Annotated in this window: 12 protein-coding genes and 1 tRNA gene; 4 read left to right on the forward strand and 9 right to left on the reverse strand. The window is 50.8% G+C overall.

The features are described 5' to 3' along the window. Positions 1-331: 331 nt before the first annotated feature. The 3 genes from Q8M75_RS00945 to Q8M75_RS00955 all read right to left on the reverse strand — a co-directional run bounded on the left by Q8M75_RS00945 (position 332) and on the right by Q8M75_RS00955 (position 3,132). Positions 332-407 (reverse strand) — tRNA-Thr (locus tag Q8M75_RS00945). 54 nt (positions 408-461) lie between these two features. After that, the gene (locus tag Q8M75_RS00950; protein ID WP_305485230.1) at positions 462-926 is read right to left on the reverse strand and encodes a DUF1854 domain-containing protein; all 465 of its coding nucleotides are present in this window, start codon (positions 924-926) and stop codon (positions 462-464) included. Continuing rightward, positions 913-3,132 (reverse strand): ABC transporter ATP-binding protein, encoded by a 2,220-nt coding sequence (locus Q8M75_RS00955; protein ID WP_305485232.1) that lies wholly within the window; start codon positions 3,130-3,132, stop codon positions 913-915. Before Q8M75_RS00955 ends, Q8M75_RS00950 begins: the two co-directional genes overlap by 14 nt. A 208-nt stretch (positions 3,133-3,340) precedes the next feature. Here Q8M75_RS00955 and cphA (Q8M75_RS00960) point away from each other — a divergent pair, with 208 nt between their 5' ends. Next, on the forward strand, positions 3,341-5,536 hold the full coding sequence (gene cphA, locus Q8M75_RS00960) for a cyanophycin synthetase (protein ID WP_305485235.1): 2,196 nt from the start codon (positions 3,341-3,343) through the stop codon (positions 5,534-5,536). Next, positions 5,537-8,107: a cyanophycin synthetase gene (cphA, locus tag Q8M75_RS00965; protein WP_305485237.1), complete on the forward strand. Its 2,571-nt coding sequence runs from the start codon at positions 5,537-5,539 to the stop codon at positions 8,105-8,107. A 6-nt stretch (positions 8,108-8,113) separates the two neighbouring features. On the opposite strand, the gene Q8M75_RS00970 is transcribed toward cphA (Q8M75_RS00965), so the two are convergent. The 3 genes from Q8M75_RS00970 to Q8M75_RS00980 all read right to left on the reverse strand — a co-directional run bounded on the left by Q8M75_RS00970 (position 8,114) and on the right by Q8M75_RS00980 (position 12,467). Then, entirely contained in the window at positions 8,114-9,115 is a 1,002-nt protein-coding gene (locus Q8M75_RS00970; RefSeq protein ID WP_305485501.1) for a class 1 fructose-bisphosphatase, read from the reverse strand. 98 nt (positions 9,116-9,213) lie between these two features. Then, positions 9,214-11,859, reverse strand: a complete 2,646-nt coding sequence (pepN, locus tag Q8M75_RS00975; protein ID WP_305485240.1) for an aminopeptidase N — start codon at positions 11,857-11,859, stop codon at positions 9,214-9,216. A gap of 32 nt (positions 11,860-11,891) precedes the next feature. Further along, positions 11,892-12,467, reverse strand: a complete 576-nt coding sequence (locus tag Q8M75_RS00980) for a TMEM165/GDT1 family protein (RefSeq protein ID WP_305485242.1) — start codon at positions 12,465-12,467, stop codon at positions 11,892-11,894. 153 nt (positions 12,468-12,620) lie between these two features. On the opposite strand from Q8M75_RS00980, the gene Q8M75_RS00985 reads away from it, so the two are divergent. Both Q8M75_RS00985 and Q8M75_RS00990 read left to right on the forward strand, forming a co-directional pair. Continuing rightward, positions 12,621-13,958, forward strand: a complete 1,338-nt coding sequence (locus tag Q8M75_RS00985; protein WP_305485245.1) for a heterodisulfide reductase-related iron-sulfur binding cluster — start codon at positions 12,621-12,623, stop codon at positions 13,956-13,958. Positions 13,959-14,001: 43 nt separating this feature from the next. Then, the gene (locus tag Q8M75_RS00990; protein WP_305485246.1) at positions 14,002-14,586 is read left to right on the forward strand and encodes a DUF3501 family protein; all 585 of its coding nucleotides are present in this window, start codon (positions 14,002-14,004) and stop codon (positions 14,584-14,586) included. Positions 14,587-14,618: 32 nt separating this feature from the next. Here Q8M75_RS00990 and ald read toward each other — a convergent pair whose 3' ends face one another. From ald to Q8M75_RS01005, 3 genes are all read right to left on the reverse strand, one after another. Continuing rightward, the gene (gene ald / locus Q8M75_RS00995) at positions 14,619-15,737 is read right to left on the reverse strand and encodes an alanine dehydrogenase (RefSeq protein WP_305485248.1); all 1,119 of its coding nucleotides are present in this window, start codon (positions 15,735-15,737) and stop codon (positions 14,619-14,621) included. A gap of 10 nt (positions 15,738-15,747) precedes the next feature. Beyond that, positions 15,748-17,061, reverse strand: a complete 1,314-nt coding sequence (locus Q8M75_RS01000; protein WP_305485502.1) for an amino acid permease — start codon at positions 17,059-17,061, stop codon at positions 15,748-15,750. A gap of 314 nt (positions 17,062-17,375) precedes the next feature. After that, the gene (locus Q8M75_RS01005; protein ID WP_305485251.1) at positions 17,376-18,161 is read right to left on the reverse strand and encodes a tRNA threonylcarbamoyladenosine dehydratase; all 786 of its coding nucleotides are present in this window, start codon (positions 18,159-18,161) and stop codon (positions 17,376-17,378) included. Between the last annotated feature and the right edge of the window lie 17 nt (positions 18,162-18,178).

Consider the following 18,178-nt stretch of genomic DNA (forward strand, 5'->3'; position numbering starts at 1 on the left):
GGAATCACAAACTCAACGGGTTTAGTAGGTTCCCACGCCAAAGCGGGGCTAGCAGCAAAGCCAGCCATGCCAACAACAATGGCAGTGGACAGTGCGGTGCGTTTAATCGAATGCTTCATGAATGCTCCTCCGGAAGAATGGTTTACCAATTGTGAATCTGGTTTTTTTATATGCAACAACACAGACAGGATTTTTAAACAATTCATCCGGGTAAGTCTTGATTACCATCAATAAATAAGAAAATCTCACTAAGGACTTACGCTATCTACTCGATAGCCTTCAGAAGTACTAGTAGAAACCCGTAGTGTTCGCGAACTATTGCGCTGCAATGTGGTGCCGGAAAGAGGAATCGAACCTCCGACCTTCGCATTACGAATGCGCTGCTCTACCAACTGAGCTATTCCGGCGAGATTCTTATTTTAAAGCATGCTTCTCGGGTGATGCATTGAAGGCAAAGTTGCTTATAAAAAACGATCCAATAGTTTGCGGCTTTGTTTATTTAATTGACTTGAATCGCGTACCAAATACTGCACGCCATTGGCATCCGATATCAGCAAGGTATTGCCAGCAACGCGGCGAATGTTTTCCTCACCATTGAGGCGCAGTCGCGTCTCACCGCGGTCCGTCTGCACTACCCAAATACTCGGAGTAGCGTAGCTTGATACGCTGCTAATTTGCTCTATTACAGGCATGAACTCACGAGCAGCCAGTTCCTCCAACAGCAGCGCACGATCTTCTTCGGGTATCGCTGCAAGGGATGCAAACCAAAACAGCTCTTTGCCAGCTGAATCCATCAGCGAGATACCGGCGTTCGGAGCGGTAATCGGGAAAGCGCGAACTGCATGAACATCGATATGCTCTATGCCGGCATCATCGATAAAGACAAGGCGTCCGAGCGAATCACGAATCAAGCTAGGCTTTTTCAAGTGTCTCTCCAATCGCGCCGCCCTCAACTAATTCGGTAGCGTGGCGAATTTGTGCCTGATACAACTGGTAATAGGCGCCTTGCGCCTCCATCAGATCATCGTGCGAACCAATCTCCACAATCTCGCCTTTATCTAATACCACCAAGCGATCCGCTTTACGTAAGGTAGAGAGGCGGTGGGCGATGGCAATCGTCGTGCGACCCTTGACCAAATTATCCAAAGCCCGCTGGATTTCTTTTTCGGTGGTGGTATCAACCGATGAGGTCGCCTCATCCAAAATCAGAATGCTGGGGTTAATCAATAGGGCACGTGCAATCGAAATGCGTTGGCGCTCGCCGCCCGAGAGGGACTGGCCGCGCTCACCCACGAGCGAGTCATAACCTAGGGGCAAACGCAAAATAAACTCATGAGCGTGCGCCGCCCTCGCCGCCTCAATGATTTCCTCACGCGATGCGTCGGGCTTGCCATAGGCAATGTTATCGGCGATGGTCCCAAAAAATAAGAAAGGCTCTTGCAGCACAAGGCCAATGCACTTGCGGTAATCGGCGATGCCAATGCTGCGAACATCACGCCCATCCAATGTAATGGAGCCTTCACTCACATCATAGAATCGGCAAATTAAATTAACTAAGGTACTTTTTCCGGAGCCACTATGCCCCACTAAGCCAATCATTTCGCCAGGCGCAATGTGCAAGTCAATGCCTTTGGTAACCGCGCGATTGCCGTAGCGAAAGCCAACGCCACGTAAATCAATTTTTCCTTGAATCGGGCCGAGTGGTGCCGGATTGACGGGCTCCGGTACGCTGGAGACGTGATCCAAGATATCAAAAATTCGCTTCGTACCAGCAGCCGCCTTTTGCGTATGAGAAACGATACGACTCATGGTATCGAGGCGAATGTAAAAGCGGCCGATATAGGCCAAAAAGGCAACCAATACACCGACCGAGACATTGTTATTGGCAACCTGCCAAATACCAAACGCCCATACCACCAATAGACCAACCTCGGTTAACAAGGTCACGGTGGGCGTAAACAAACTCCAGACGCGATTGACGCGGTCATTGATTTGTAAGTTATGGTGATTGGAATCCACAAAGCGTTTGAGTTCACGCTTTTCTTGGGCGAAGGCCTTCACTACCCGAATACCTGGAATGGTGTCGGTCAGCACATTGGTGACCTCTCCCCAAATGCGGTCGATCTTTTCAAAGCCGTAACGTAATTTATCGCGCACTACGTGAATCATCCACGCAATGAATGGTAGCGGCGCTAAGGTCACCAAGGCGAGCAGCGGATCAATTGACGCCAAAATAGCGGCAGTCATGATGATCATGATCAGATCGGTTATAAAATCAAGCAGGTAGAGCGACAGAAAAACACAAATCCGATCCGTTTCTGTGCCGATGCGTGCAATCAAATCGCCAGTTCGTTTACCGCCAAAATACTCCAGCGATAGTTTTAATAGATGCTCAAAAGTGGTATTGCGCAGATCCGCACCAATGCGCTCGCTCACCAAGGCCAGTAAGTACGTGCGCCACCAGCCCAAACCCCATGCCAGCAAAGCAGCTGCCAGCAGCGCGCCCAAGTACAAGCGCGCGAGATCAAAATCGATGGGCTGACCGCGCTCATACGGAATCAAGATGTTATCCATCAGCGGCATCGTCAGGTATGGGGGCACTAGGGTTGCGCCTGTTGACGCTAAGGTCAGAATTAATCCAAAAAACAACTCTTTTTTATATGGCTTCGCAAAACGCCACAACTTAAATAAGGTCCAGGTGGAAGGTGGCTTATCGTCTAAGAGATCGTCATCGCTAAGGAAGCCCACTGGCATTTGTGATGCGTGTTGCTCATTCTGAAAGGCAGCCTGCAAGCGAAGCACTTGGGGATTAACGGCGAGGGTGTAGTGCCATAGCGCAAGCAAGGTATCGCTCTGCTGTAAACGCAAGCAACCTACGCCAGCATGGTCTGAATGACTTAAATCCAGTCCGGCTTGAATGGGCCATGTTTGACACTGCGTGCCATTAACCCACACCAGAAAATCGCCATTAATTAGCAGGAGCGATTTATTAAAACGTAGGCCTGCATCCAGATCGAGCTCGATCCAGGCTCGGGGCGACAAGGGCTGTAATGCTGGGAGCGATTGGGCCGCCAAGCTATCTTGCCAATGCGCTGGAAGCGGCGGCGAAAGTGCGGAAAAATCGGGTTCCATGGGTAGTCAAAGTATAGTGGAGCGCAGATCTTTTCAATTTATTGAATTTGTCAACTTATGGAGCTGATGCGGCGTTTAAGCATGAATCTGTCATTCTTTTCACTTCTAACCCTTTTTCCTTTGGCCATCGCCCTGAATCAAGCCCCACTCTCTGCCCATCCGATGCTGCGAAGCGCAACCTAGCCCGAAGTGAAAATATCCCGTTTTTATGCCCCAATTACTCGATAAAACCATTGAGATCCTGAGCGTCAAGCATCTCCGTGGCCCCAATATGTGGACCTACCACCCGGTGATCGAGGTTTGGGTCGACATTGGCGATTTAGAAGACTACCCATCCAACCTCATCCCCGGGTTTTATGAGCGGCTAGTGGCGTGCATGCCCGCCTTAGTGGAGCACCGCTGTAGCTATGGCGAGCATGGTGGGTTTTTAAAACGGATTCAGGAAGGCACTTGGCCTGCCCACATCCTCGAGCACCTTACCCTGGAGCTGCAAAACATGGCCGGCATCCCTGGCGGCTTTGGTAAAGCCCGCGATGGTGATCGCCGTGGCGTCTATAAGGTGATTGTCAGCGCAATCAATGAAAAAGTAACCTTGACTGCCTTGGAGTACGCGCGCGACCTCTACTTAGCGCTAGCGCAAGATACGCAGGATGCTTCGATTCTTTTAAAGCAATTGGTTGAGCAGTTACGTGACGTCGGCGACGACCTCTTACTTGGCCCGAGCACAGCGAGCATTGTTTATGCCGCAGAGGAAAAAGGTGTTCCATGGATTCGTTTATCGAGCGGCAACCTGGTTCAGCTGGGTTACGGCGCAAAACAGCGCCGCATTTGGACAGCAGAAACTGATCGCACTAGCGCCATCGCAGAAAGTGTATCGCGCGATAAAGACCTCACCAAAAGTTTATTGAATAGCGCAGGATTACCTACACCCGAAGGGCGCATTGTCGCGACCGCACTAGACGCCTGGGATGCAGCAGAAGACATTGGCTTACCGGTGGTAGTCAAGCCGATTGATGGCAATCATGGCCGGGGCGTCTTCATTAATCTCTACACCCAAGAGGAAGTGGAAGCAGCCTACGCCGTTGCGGTGCAGGAAGGTAGCGCCGTATTAGTCGAGCGCCATATTTTGGGTGATGAGCATCGTCTTCTCGTAGTAGGCAATCAGGTCGTTGCTGCAGCCAAAGGGGAAACCGTTTGGATTGTGGGCGACGGCAAGCACACTGTCATTGAGCTAATCAACCTGCAGATCAATTCAGATCCACGGCGCGGTACTGCAGAAGAATGTCCATTAAATCCGGTACGCGTTGACTCTGCTGTTGAGCTTGAACTGACTCGGCAAAAACTCAGCGCAAAGGCGATTCCGGCGGAAGGCCAGCGGGTATTTATTCAGAGTAATGGCAACGTTGCTTTTGACGTCACCGATCAGGTACACCCCGAAGTGGCGCGGCAAGTTGCATTGGCAGCACGGGTAGTTGGGCTTGAAATTGCGGGTGTCGACTTAGTAGCGCAAGACATTAGTAAGCCGTTTGAGGAACAAGGGGCTGCCATTGTCGAAGTGAATGCCGGTCCTGGCCTCTTAATGCACTTAAAGCCAGCCAGCGGAACCCCTCAGCCGGTTGGCAAGGCGATTGCCGATCACCTCTTCCCAGCCAATGTCGATTTCAGAATTCCACTCGTTGGCATCGCCGGATCCAAAGGCAAAACCCTGGTCGCTGAAATGGTTGGCCACTTCCTCAGGCTGACAAACCAGTATGTTGGTGTGTCGTGTGGCACTCAACTCTATTTTGGCAACCGCATCATTAAAAAAGAGAAGCCATCGGATTGGGAGAACGCCCGTCGCACACTTCTCAATCGCGCGGTTGAGGCAGCGGTAATCGAAAATAATCATTTGTCGATGCTGATTGAAGGCCTCGCTTATGACCGCTGTCAGGTTGGCGTCGTTCTCAACATCGATTCGAGCACCCGCTTTCCAGAATATGCGATCTACGATGAAGATCAACTCTACAGCATCGTGCGCACCCAAGTGGATGTGGTGTTGCCCAATGGTGCCGCCGTTCTTAATGCAGATGATCCCTTAGTGGCCAAGATGGCTGAGTTATGTGATGGTGAAGTGATTTTCTTCTCCAGCAATGAGGCCAGCCCTTTAATCGAAGATCATTTGAAACAAGGCGGTCGTGCCGTGCTGGTGCGTGACCAAGAGATTGTTTTAAAAACGGCACGACGGGAAGAGCAAGTGCTACGCTTACCCAAAAATCCAAAGAGCACTCCCGATAGCGCGCAATGGAAGTCTATCAATCTCGCTGCGGCGATAGCTACAGCATGGGCCTTAGGCATTCCTTTTAACATTATTCTTGCTGGTACAGAAACGTTTTATTCTGCCAGCGCATCCCAGACAGAGGTGTAATTGAAAGTATCTCGGATTCGCATGTTGCGTGGGCCCAATTTGTGGAGCAGGCACACTGCCCTGGAGGCGATTGTTGATTGTGATCCCTCGGAGCGTGCCATTGATCAGCTACCCGCTTTTGAAGTCAAGCTGCGAGAGCGTTTTCCCCAACTTGGTTTTATGCGCTTTAGTGGCAAAACCGAGGTAGTCTCTCTGGCGCACGTGATTGAACATGCTGCACTAGACCTACAGGCGCAAGCAGGTTGTCCCGTCACGTTCAGTCGCACCATTCCAACATCCGATGCGGGTGTTTACCAGGTAGTGGTCGAGTACACCGAAGAAGCAGTTGGTCGAATGGCGTTTGACTTTGCTCTCGCCTTAATACAGGCCGCTCGGGATGAGGCGCCGTTTGATCTCGCAACCGCCTTGCATGAGTTAGCTTCCTTGTATGAAGAAGTTCGTTTGGGACCAAGCACTGGCTCAATCGTTGATGCCGCCATCGCGCACCAAATTCCATATCGGCGTATGACTGAAGGGAGTATGGTTCAGTTTGGTTGGGGCAGTAAACAAAAACGCATTCAAGCTGCTGAGACCAGCGATACCAGCGCGATTGCTGAATCCATTGCGCAAGACAAGGAGCTCACTAAAAACTTGCTGCATGCTGCCGGAGTGTCCGTTCCCCACGGCGAAGTAGTGACCAGTGCCGATGAGGCCTGGCGCGCAGCCCAAGCGATTGATGGGCCAGTCGTATTAAAGCCCAAAGACGGCAATCAAGGTAAAGGTGTGGTTGCCAACATTCGCAGCGAAGAGCAAGTGCGCGCTGCTTTTGAGGGAACCCAAGCGTATGGCAGCCAAACCATTGTTGAGCGCTACTTACCGGGCCAAGATTACCGCTTGCTGGTGGTAGGCAATCAGCTGGTTGCAGCGGCAAGGCGTGAGCCGGCCCAAGTGATTGGTGATGGCATTCATACGATTGAGCAATTGGTTGCCCTCGAAAACAAAAACCCCTTACGCGGGGATGGTCACGCTACTGCATTAACTAAGATTCGTTTAGATGCGATTGCAATTGCGACATTGGCTGCAGTGAATTTAGATATTGCCTACATACCTAAAATAGGTGAGCGCATTCTGTTACGCAATAACGCCAATTTAAGTACGGGCGGTACCGCAACCGATGTCACCGAAGATGTCCACCCCGATGTGGCAGCGAGCGCGGTCGCTGCGGCACAGATGATTGGACTCGATATTGCCGGCGTGGATATTCTGTGCGAGGCAATTTATAAGCCCTTAGAGGCTCAAGGTGGCGGCATTGTTGAAGTGAATGCAGCACCGGGCTTACGGATGCATTTGCAACCATCTTATGGCAAAGGTCGCCCCGTCGGCGAGCACATTATCAACATGATGTTCCCGGGCGGTGACAATGGTCGCATTCCAACGGTGGCAGTAACTGGCACCAACGGAAAAACCACTACGGTTCGTTTGATTGCCCACCTAATTCATGAGACTGGTCTGCGTATTGGCATGACCACCACCGATGGTGTTTATATCGAAGGCCGACGAATTGATACGGGTGATTGCAGCGGCCCCAAGAGCGCCCGCAATGTCTTAATGCATCCCGATGTCGACGCAGCTGTGCTTGAAACTGCGCGTGGCGGTATTTTGCGTGAAGGATTAGGGTTTGATCGTTGCGACGTAGCGGTAGTAACCAATATTGGTGAAGGCGATCACTTAGGAATGAATTTTATTCACAGTGTTGATGACTTAGCGACTGTGAAGCGAGTGATTGTGCAAAATGTTTCCGCTACCGGGGTTGCGGTTCTCAATGCAATGGACCCATATGTAGTGAAAATGCGGGAGAGCTGCCCGGGCGACATTACCTTCTTCTCCTATGACCCAACCCACCCCGTGATCGTGGCACACCGCGCTCAAGATAAACGCGTTGTATTTTTTGACGGGACCGACATTGTTGCCGCCAAAGGGACCGAGGAAATCCACCGTATTCCAGTCAAACGTATTCCAATGACTAATCATGGCTTACTCCCCTTCCAGATTGACAATGCCATGGCCTCAGTAGGCGCTGTCTGGGCCCTTGGATTGCCCTGGAGCGCCGTGAGTTCTGGACTGGCAACGTTTGATTCGAACGCAAATTCTGCACCAGGTCGTTTTAATCTATTTCAACACCGCGGCGCAACCGTGGTGGCCGACTATGGGCACAACCCGGATGCCATGCGCGCCTTAGTCGATGGCATTCATGCCATGAAACCTAAGCGCAGCCATGTCGTGATCAGTGGCGCAGGCGATCGCCGTGATGATGACATCCGCGCCTTGACCAAAATCCTAGGCAATGCGTTTGATCACGTTATCTTGTATCAAGACCAATGCCAGCGTGGCCGCGAAGATGGTGAAGTGCTAAAGCTCTTGCAAGAAGGCCTGATTGGCACTACCAAAGCAAAACACGTTCAAGAGATTCGGGGGGAGTTCTTAGCCATCGACACCGCACTCGAGCAACTTGAGCCCGGCGATGTATGCCTGATTTTGATTGACCAGGTTGAGGAGGCGTTAGCTTACCTCTCCAGCAAGGTCAAAGCCTAAACTGTTTTACTTTGCGGAGTGATACTGGCGCAGTAAATTCACTTCCTCTTTCGAGCCCAGCATTACGGATACGCGCTCGTGCAAGCCCTGCGGCTGTAAATCCAAGATGGTATCCACGCCATTAATCACGGCGCCGCCAGCCTGCTCTACTAAAAAACCCATTGGGTTGGCTTCGTACATCAAACGCAGCTTTCCTGGTTTCTTCGGATCACGCTGATCCCAGGGATACATAAACACCCCGCCGCGCGAGAGTACTCGATGCACATCAGCAACCATCGATGCAATCCAGCGCATATTAAAGTCTTTCTTGCGGGTGCCGCCACTGCCCTCCAAACATTCATCGACATAGCGTTTTACTGGGGCAGCCCAATGCCGCATATTCGACATATTGATGGCAAATTCACTAGTCGATTCCGAAATTCGCACACCCTGCTTAATCAATAAGAATTCACCCGAGACCGCATCCAGCGTGAATAAATCCACACCCTCACCCAAACTAATCGCTAGGGTTATTTGGGGGCCATAGACGACATAGCCGGCAGCCACTTGGGTTCGACCTGCCTGTAAAAAATCGGCGGTCGTCAGCGGCGCATTGGGATTGGGTTTTTTTAGAATCGAAAAAATAGTGCCGATCGATACGTTGACATCAATATTGGAGGAGCCATCCAAGGGATCAAAGAGCAATAGGTAGTCGCCTACCCCCTTGCCCACTGGCAACGGATCCTCAATTTCTTCCGAAGCAATGCCAGCTAGAGATTGGCAGGATTGCACGCCTTCGATCAATAAGTCATTGGCGATCACGTCTAATTTTTGCTGCACCTCGCCCTGGACATTGCCCGTTCCGGCAGAACCTAATATGCCAATGAGTGCACCTTGCGCAACCTCATCGCTTAATGTCCTGCACGTATTGGTCAGTGCCACCAATAAATCCTGCAGCCCCGGCGGAACTGATGTACCGCGCAATTGCAACTGGCTAAGGTACTGACGAAAAGGTGTCTTTAATGGAATGGGGGTGATCAATACATTCTCCAAATAGGGTCTTGCAATCCGAATGGCTTTATTTTGCCTGTTTCAAAATCAAGCACGGTTTTTTTACTTTGCGCGTCCTACGCTTCGGCACTACCTAAGGCCTTCACAATCACCTCGCGCACATCAGCCGATAGCGTCTTGGAAGCGGCAACCACCTCCAAGGCAGCATGCATTTGCTCCTGGTAAGGCTCTGCAAAAACAGTCCAGCGGTCGAGCGCCCGGGCAAGCCGCGCAGCAATTTGCGGATTAATCGCATCCAGCTTCTGCACCATCTCCGCCCAAAACTGATAACCGCGCCCATCCCGCATATGAAATCCGGCGGGGTTACCCATACAGTAGGAGTGAATCACGCTACGCACCCGATTGGGGTTCGTGAATGAAAACGCCGGGTGCGCGAGCAACGCAGTAACGCGCTCAAGACTTGCGGCAGGATTATCTGGTGTGGGTGGGCAGGTGGCTTGCAGTCCGAACCATTTATCAACGACCAATGGGTCATCGGCAAAGCGCTCATAAAAATCAGCTAAACAGGCGATGCTTTCCGGCACATTGTTTTGAACCAAATGAGCTAACGCGGCGTAGCGATCCGTCATATTGTTTGCCAGACTGTATTGCTGCTGGGCTGGGCCGGCCCACGCCTCTGGATTAGCAATCAAGAGCATTCCTAAGGCGAGGTTCTTTAAGCCGCGCTTACCTGCACTCACTGCATCTGGCTCAAACGTACCAGGCGTTTGCATTGCTGCATACAAGTGCTGCCATTGTGGCAGTAACTGCTGCGCAAGCGCCTCCCGATATGCCTTGCGATTAGCATAGATCATTTGTGGATCAACACTAGCGCACTGCTCATATAAATAGGTCTCGGCTGGCAGTGTCAGAGCCAATTCTTTAAATGCTGGATCTAACTTAGGATCTTGCAAAATCAACCGGTAGGTTTGGAGCAAGGCCTCGTCTGGAGTACGTCCAGCCAATATCACTTGCATGGCTAACTTCTGCCCCGCTTCCCAGCGATTGAAAGCATCGTCGTCGTTGGCAAAGAGAGTTAACAAGTCTGCTTCGCTTTGATCAAACTCCAGCACAATCGGCGCCGAGAATCCACGATTAATCGACAGTACGGGCTCGCTGGGTACGTGATCAAACACCCAAGTCTGGGTGACATCAGTTAGCTCCAATAAATGCTCAGTACGCAGTGACGAATCCACGGATTCGCTATTGGCAAAGACAAGCTGGGTTCGCAGTGGAATGTGAAACGGCTTTTTATCCTTCTGGCCTGGGGTATCTGGGCAGGACTGACTTAAGGTCAGCGTATATCGCTGGAGCTTGTCGTCGAAATGGGTTTGCACCCGAACCCGCGGTGTACCTGCCTGGCTATACCAATGCTGAAATTGACTCAGGTCTCTGCCATTGGCATCGGCCATCGCCATTCGAAAATCATCGCAGGTGACTGCCTGACCATCGTGGCGTGCAAAGTACAAATCCATCCCCTTGCGAAAGCCCTCGACTCCCAAAAGGGTTTGATACATGCGTACTACCTCAGCACCTTTTTCATAGACGGTGACGGTGTAAAAATTATTAATCTCTTGATAGGCATCGGGGCGAATCGGATGGGCCATCGGACCCGCATCTTCCGGAAACTGCAACTGGCGTAACAAACGCACGTCCTCAATCCGCTTCACTGCCCTGCCCGATTCACTGCCCATCTGATCGGCTGAAAATTCTTGATCCCGAAAAACCGTCAAGCCCTCTTTGAGCGAAAGCTGAAACCAATCGCGACACGTAACCCGATTACCGGTCCAATTGTGGAAGTACTCGTGTGCAACAACACTTTCGATATTGGCAAAATCAGTATCGGTTGCCGTCTCGGGCTGAGCGAGCACGTACTTGGTATTAAAGATATTGAGGCCCTTGTTCTCCATCGCCCCCATATTGAAATCACTCACGGCAACAATCATGAAGCGATCCAAATCGAGCTCCAAGCCATAGCGTGCCTCATCCCAGCGGATCGAATGAATCAAGGAATCCATGGCATGCCGGGTTTTGGGCAAGTCCCGTGGCTCGACCCATATCTGCAATAACTTCGAGGCTCCGCTACCCGTTGTAATGCTCTCCTCAATGCAGGCCAATTTCCCTGCAACCAAAGCAAACAAATACGATGGCTTCGGAAACGGATCTTCCCATACCGCGCTATGCCAGCCGTTGGGTAATTCTTCTGTAGCAACCAGGTTACCGTTCGCCAGCAATACAGGAAAGTCCACCTTGATCGCACGCAACGTAACGCGGTAACGCGCCATGACATCGGGGCGATCTAAAAAATAGGTGATCTTTCGAAAACCTTCTGCCTCGCATTGGGTAAAAAAATTGCCATTCGATACATACAAACCCATCAGGGAAGTATTTTTTTCGGGCACGCAGATCGAAATCACTTCCAGAATAAATGGCTCGGTCCCATCCCCAGGTAGCGAATGAATCGTCAGCGTCTCGGGCGTTAATTCAAAATGGCGGTGCGGCGTGCCATTGATGCGCAAACTCATGAACTCGAGATCAATTCCCTGCAAGATTAGGGAAGAGGCTTGCGCCAAGGGATTGGCGGGATTTGGTAAGACCTCAATGCGACTTTTCACAATCGTCTTGGCGGGATCAAGGGCGATGTCTAAATCCACCTGCCCAAATAAAAATGGGGGCGGGCAATACGCAAGGCGCTGAAAGGAATGGGCGAGGTCGGTTTTCATGTTCTGATTTTATGCCCTTGTGGCGCAGTGCATTAACCGTAGAGCAGCGTCAAAATGCCAATCGCGATAAAGACAACTGCAGCAACGGTATGCACCCATTTGATTGGAATGCGCTTGGTAAATTTAGTACCAATCCAGACGGCGGGGGCATTGGCAAGCATCATCCCCAGGGTGGTGCCAATAGTGACGGCAATGACGTCGTCGTAACGCGCACCAAGTGCAATGGTGGCAATTTGGGTCTTATCACCCATCTCCGCCATAAAAAATAAACTCGTAGTCAACAAAAAAACGGGCCAGGCTGCATTTTTAACCCGGGTACCCCCCGCATCATCCAGGCGATCCGGAATTATCAGCCAGAAGCCAATCGCCAAAAAGCCCACACCCAAAATCCAGCGCATAGCATCGGGGCTTAAAAAAGCGGCAATTAAATGCCCGAAATAAGCCGCGCAGGCATGATTGGCCAATGTGGCCGCGAGAATCCCAGCAATAATCGGCAAGGCTTGGCGGGGGTAGCGTGCCGCGAGCATTAAGGATAAAAGCTGGGTTTTATCCCCCATTTCAGCAAGTGCAACCACCCCGGTAGAGAGAAATACAGCAGAAAAGTCCATTCAGTCCAATTATTTAGTTAAATTCTATCGATAACCTTAATTAATACAATTTGGCTATTGAGCAACAAGCCCCTAAACTAAGGGTAATCCCAAATACCAGCGGTAAGCATAGCAACTTACCAGTAAGACCAATCAATATAAATGAGGAAGTAAATGAGTACACGCGAAGGTAGTTTAGAGGCCCCAACCCGGCACCCCTTGGACTGGAAAAATCCAGAGTTTTATGACCGCGAGAACCTCGAGGCCGAAATGGAGCGGGTATTCGATTTATGCCATGGCTGCCGTCGTTGCTTAAGCTTGTGCGGATCCTTCCCTACTCTCTTTGACCTGATCGACGCCACTGAAGATGGCGAAGTTGAGCAAGTGCAAAAGGCAGACTACCAGGCAGTTGTCGACCAATGTTATTTATGCGACGTCTGCTACATGACCAAGTGCCCCTACGTCCCACCACACCCTTGGAACTTGGATTTTCCACACATGATGTTGCGCGCCAAAGCCGTTGCCTTCAAAGAAGATAAAACCACCTTCCGCGATAAGCTCTTGTCATCCACGGACAAGCTGGGTCACTTTGCTGGCATTCCGATCGTCACGCAAGCCGTCAATGCCGTGAACCAAACCGGGGTTGCCCGTTTGGTGATGGAAGGTGCACTGGGTGTGGACAAGAAGGCATGGATTCCAGAATATGCACCAAAGACCTTCCCGCAACTGGCCGAGAAATCCACTGCATTCCCCGTCAAAGATGGCAACAAGACGCCAGGCAAAGTGGCAATTTATGCAACCTGCTATGTGAACTACAACGAGCCGGGCATTGGTCAAGACTTGATCAAAATTCTGCAACACAACCAAATTCCGTATGAGCTGGTCGATAAAGAAGCCTGCTGCGGTATGCCGAAATTGGAATTAGGTGACTTGGAGTCGGTTGAAGAAAACAAGAACAAGAACATTCCGAAGTTGGCTAAATTAGCAAAAGAAGGGTATGCCATCTTGACCCCAATTCCATCGTGCACCTTGATGTTCAAGCAAGAGTTGCCACTGATGTTCCCGGATGATGCGGATGTTCAGTTGGTCAAGCAAGCCATGTGGGATCCATTTGAGTATTTAGTTGCACGTAACTCCGATGGTTTACTCAAGACCGATTACAAAACTGAATTAGGTCATGTGAGCTACCACGTTGCCTGCCACTCGCGCGTACAAAACGTCGGGCAAAAGACCGCTGAAGCACTTAAGATGATTCCGGGCACCGAAGTGAATGTGGTCGAGCGTTGCTCAGGTCACTCGGGCACCTGGGGCGTGAAGAAAGAGTTCCATGCGATGGCCATGAAGATTGGCAAGCCTGTATTTAAGGGCATGGCCGAGAATGAGCCTGATTACATCAGCTCCGATTGCCAGCTCGCTGGTCACCACATTGCGCAAGGCATGGAGGAGCTAGGCCTGCCCAAGTCAGCGATGGCGCATCCCCTCACCTTAATGGCAAAAGCCTACGGTCTCTAAACCGATCGATTGAATACATACTGAATATAGGAATACAAGTACCATGGCAAAAATTACCCGCGATAGCCTCTTAAGTTTGGAGGCGTACCACAAGGATCGCCCAGAAATTCGGGAGAAGGCAATTCAAGAACGCCGTATTCGCACCGTCCATTTGGGCGAGCACCTCACCATGATTTTTGAAAACGAATTCTTAATGCGTTATCAGATTCAAGAGATGCTACGTGTTGAGAAAACCTTTGAAGAAGAAGGCATTCAAGATGAACTCGATGCCTACAATCCACTCGTACCGGATGGCACCAACTTCAAAGCCACCATGATGCTCGAGTACCCCAATGAAGGTGATCGCAAGGTTGCCTTAGCGAAGCTAGTTGGTATTGAAGACAAGATCTTTATCGAAGTTGAAGGTCAGCCGCGCGTTTACGCCTTAGCCGATGAGGATCTGGAGCGCTCGACTGCGGAAAAAACATCGGCAGTGCATTTCATGCGCTTTGAGCTTACGCCCGACATGATTAAAGCCCTCAAAGCAGGTGCGCAAATGATGGTGGGTTGCGATCACAAAGAGTACCCCATGCACGTTAAAACCTTGCCACACGAGACATTGGCTTCGCTTATTACTGACCTGAGCTAAGCCGCTGTCTTCGCGTTACTAATTACTCTGTATTACGCCGCTAATAACTCAACTGCTGGAACAAAATCCAGCTGTTGAGCACTGGCAACTGGCTCTGAAGCCAACTGGCCACGATGCACATTCAGGCCATTGCGCAAATGCACATCGTGGTTCAGTGCAGCGACTAACCCCCTGTTTGCTAAAGCCTCTACAAACGGATAAGTTGCATTGGTTAAACCAAAGGTCGACGTACGAGCTACCGCACCTGGCATATTGGCGACACAGTAATGAATTACGCCATCGACCAAATAACTCGGATCACTATGCGTCGTTGGTCGTGATGTTTCAAAGCAGCCGCCCTGATCAATTGCAACATCCACCACAACCGCTCCTGGCTTCATCTTGGCCACCATACTGGCACTGACCAATTTCGGCGCCGCACCGCCTGGTAGGAGTACTGCACCAATCACGACATCAGCTGCATACACCTCACGCTCGATCGACAACGGATCGGAATAGTAGGTGCGCACGCGATTGCCATAAGCAGCATCGATTTGACGCAAACGATCGAGGTCTTTATCGATGATGCAGACATCTGCGCCAATACCAACCGCCATCTGCAATGCGTTTCGACCCACTACCCCCGCGCCGAGAATAACTACCTTCGCTGCTGCCACCCCCGGAATGCCAGCTAGCAAGATGCCAGGTCCACCATGGCTCTTTTCCATCTGGGCAGCGGCTGCTTGAATCGACATCCGCCCCGCCACTTCGCTCATCGGCGCCAATAAAGGCAAGGTGCCAGCGCGCGAGGTGACGGTTTCATACGCAATACAACTAGAGCCGGAACTGAGTAGCGCTTTAGTTTGCAATGGATCCGGCGCAAGGTGAAGGTAGGTAAAGAGAATTTGATCTTCCCGCAGCATGGCGCATTCTTGTGGCTGCGGCTCTTTTACTTTTACAACCAATTGGGATTTTGCATACACTTCGGTTGCGCTCTCGACTAAAGAGGCGCCAGCAGAGCGATAGAGTTCATCCGTCAGACCAATCTGCTGACCTGCGCCACGCTGAATCAACACAGCATGACCCTGGGCCACTAAGCTACTGACATTGCCTGGGGTCAAGCCGACCCGAAATTCGTTGTCTTTTACTTCGGTTGGTACGCCAATAATCATGTGATGCTCCTTATTTCAGTTTGTTTTTACGATGCAGGCCTAAGACGTAATACATAGCGACATAGACCACCAATAAGCACGGACCCAAAATCAAGGCGGCGCGTGCATCCTCATGAAGCCCCATCAAGACAATGACGAGTGCAATGAAGGCTAGAGCAAACCAGGAGGAGTAAGGCCACCATGGCGTGCGATAACTAAGACTCTCAGCTTGCGCTGAAGTAAGCGATTTTCTGAAACGCATTTGGGTATACAGAATGGCAATCCAAACCATCAGTCCGATAAAGGTCACTGCTGCCATCACATACTGGAATGCCTTATCGGGTACAAAGTAGTTCAATACAACGCCAACCATCGGCACCATGACAGCGGCCATCACAGCACGGTGCGGCACGCCATTCTCGGAAAGATGGGCAAACTTTTCGGGGGCATAGCCATTGATGGACAGCGAATATAGCAAACGTCCGCCACTAAAAATGCCAGCATTGCATGAAGACAGCGCTGCCGTAATCACTACAAAGTTCACAATGCCAGCGGCTTCGCGCAAACCCAAGCGCTCAAACATCACCACAAATGGACTTCCCTGTTGGCCTACCTCATTCCACGGGAAGATCGCCAAAATAACCAAGATGGCGCCCATGTAAAAGATCAAGATTCGCCATGCGAGCGAGTCAATTGCCATCGGAATGGTTTTCTTGGGATTCTCTGCTTCGCCAGCGGAGAGGCCAATCATTTCAATCCCAACGTAGGCAAAGAGGACCATCTGCAAGGACATCAACAGACCGCCAATTCCATTCGGAAAGAAGCCGCCATGAATCCACAAGTTATCAAAACCCAGTGGCACCCAGTCATTGGTAAAACCAAAGAACACAACTGCGGCTCCCATCGCAATCAAGGCAATGATGGCGACGACTTTAATTAAAGAGAACCAAAACTCAAATTCCCCAAACAGCCGAACCGCAATCATGTTGATGAGTCCCATCAAAATAATCGATGAAAGCGCCCAGACCCATTGCGGCATATCCGGAAACCAAATACCCATGTAAATGCCGACGGCAGTCACCTCTGCAATACTCACCACAATCCAATAGGTCCAATAGCCCCAGCCCACCATGTATCCCGCAAGGGGTCCTACATAAGAATTTGCATAGGCAGCGAAGGAGCCAGCAACGGGCTCATGTACTGCCATCTCACCCAGGGTGCGCAGCACAATGAAGGCCACAATCCCGGCCAATAAATACCCCAAGAGAATCGAAGGGCCTGCGAGTTGAATCGCGCTAGCGGAGCCCAGAAAAAGTCCAACGCCAATGGTTGAACCCAATGCCATGAGGCGAATGTGCCGTACTTTCAGATGGCGTTTTAAGCCCGTTTGTTCTGTCTGCAAGAGAAACCTCCTTTTCGTTTTGATGTTGGTCATGTACCAACGCAACGAAGTCTAGGCAGGAGTTGGGCGCAGCACTAGCCCTTAAAAATTCATTAAATATGCAAAGCTAAAAAAATGTCAAAGGAATAAAAAGGGAGGGCCCTGAAATCAGGAGATGGATAGCAAAATAAATATTGCTTCCTACAACAAAATACGAAATTTCTTACAGGGCATTCCCTAGGCTTGTTTGCGCTCTTTGGGAATGAAATGAAATTGATTTAGCCGGAGACGCTATGCTGCATCCGAATCAAAGAGAGAACTTCAGCAGCAGCAACCAAACCGGCTGCTGCTGTAACGGTTACCGCAGAGCCATAGCCAGAGCACGCCAAACCCCCGGTAGCAGCACCGGCGCGGGGTTCTTTTGAATACACCGCCCGAATGCCCATCTTCTTTTTTAAATCCCGCGAGAAGCCATGATCGGTTCGCAGCCCAACACGCACCTTAGCAAGAAGTGCATCTTGCTCTGTTTTTGATAAATCAGCGCAGCGCAGTTGGGTCGGGTCTGCTTTACCGCCAGAGGCTCCGCACATCACGAGTAAACGTTGATTCGCCACACTCCACGCAGCAAGCGCAATTTTGACTGGCACTGAATCGGTTGCATCTAGCACGATGGCGCCCCTTGGTATCAATTCATCGAGCGTATCGGGCTCTAAAAAAGCATCGTGGCAGGTCAGTTGGATTTGGGGATTGATTTGGGTAATACGCTGCGCCATCGCATCCACTTTGGCCTTGCCATACTCACCATCAAGGGCGTGCAACTGGCGATTGGTATTACTTTCGGCGATGTGGTCAAAATCAATTAAGACTAAATGGCCAATTGCGGATCGTGCGAGGGCTTCAGCAGCCCAGGAACCAACGCCGCCCAAACCTGCAACCACAACCGTAGCCTGCTGGAACTGGGCCAAAGCAGCGTCACCATACAAACGGGCGACCCCACCAAAACGGCGATCTGGTGATCCCAGCTCCTGATCCGGCGGCGGTATTTGAAAGTTTTCCATCGTCATTGCATCTCTTTATACTT

The sequence above is a fragment of the Polynucleobacter sp. genome (assembly GCF_030693775.1).
Lineage (GTDB): Bacteria > Pseudomonadota > Gammaproteobacteria > Burkholderiales > Burkholderiaceae > Polynucleobacter.

Excerpts from the sequence above, each read along its gene's own strand:
- Q8M75_RS00955 (WP_305485232.1), bottom strand. The coding sequence starts at position 3,132 with ATGGAACCCGATTTTTCCGCACTTTCGCCGCCGCTTCCAGCGCATTGG.
- cphA (WP_305485235.1), top strand. The coding sequence starts at position 3,341 with ATGCCCCAATTACTCGATAAAACCATTGAGATCCTGAGCGTCAAGCAT.
- pepN (WP_305485240.1), bottom strand. The coding sequence starts at position 11,859 with ATGAAAACCGACCTCGCCCATTCCTTTCAGCGCCTTGCGTATTGCCCG.
- Q8M75_RS00980 (WP_305485242.1), bottom strand. The coding sequence starts at position 12,467 with ATGGACTTTTCTGCTGTATTTCTCTCTACCGGGGTGGTTGCACTTGCT.
- Q8M75_RS00985 (WP_305485245.1), top strand. The coding sequence starts at position 12,621 with ATGAGTACACGCGAAGGTAGTTTAGAGGCCCCAACCCGGCACCCCTTG.
- Q8M75_RS00990 (WP_305485246.1), top strand. The coding sequence starts at position 14,002 with ATGGCAAAAATTACCCGCGATAGCCTCTTAAGTTTGGAGGCGTACCAC.
- ald (WP_305485248.1), bottom strand. The coding sequence starts at position 15,737 with ATGATTATTGGCGTACCAACCGAAGTAAAAGACAACGAATTTCGGGTC.
- Q8M75_RS01000 (WP_305485502.1), bottom strand. The coding sequence starts at position 17,061 with ATGGCATTGGGTTCAACCATTGGCGTTGGACTTTTTCTGGGCTCCGCT.
- Q8M75_RS01005 (WP_305485251.1), bottom strand. The coding sequence starts at position 18,161 with ATGACGATGGAAAACTTTCAAATACCGCCGCCGGATCAGGAGCTGGGA.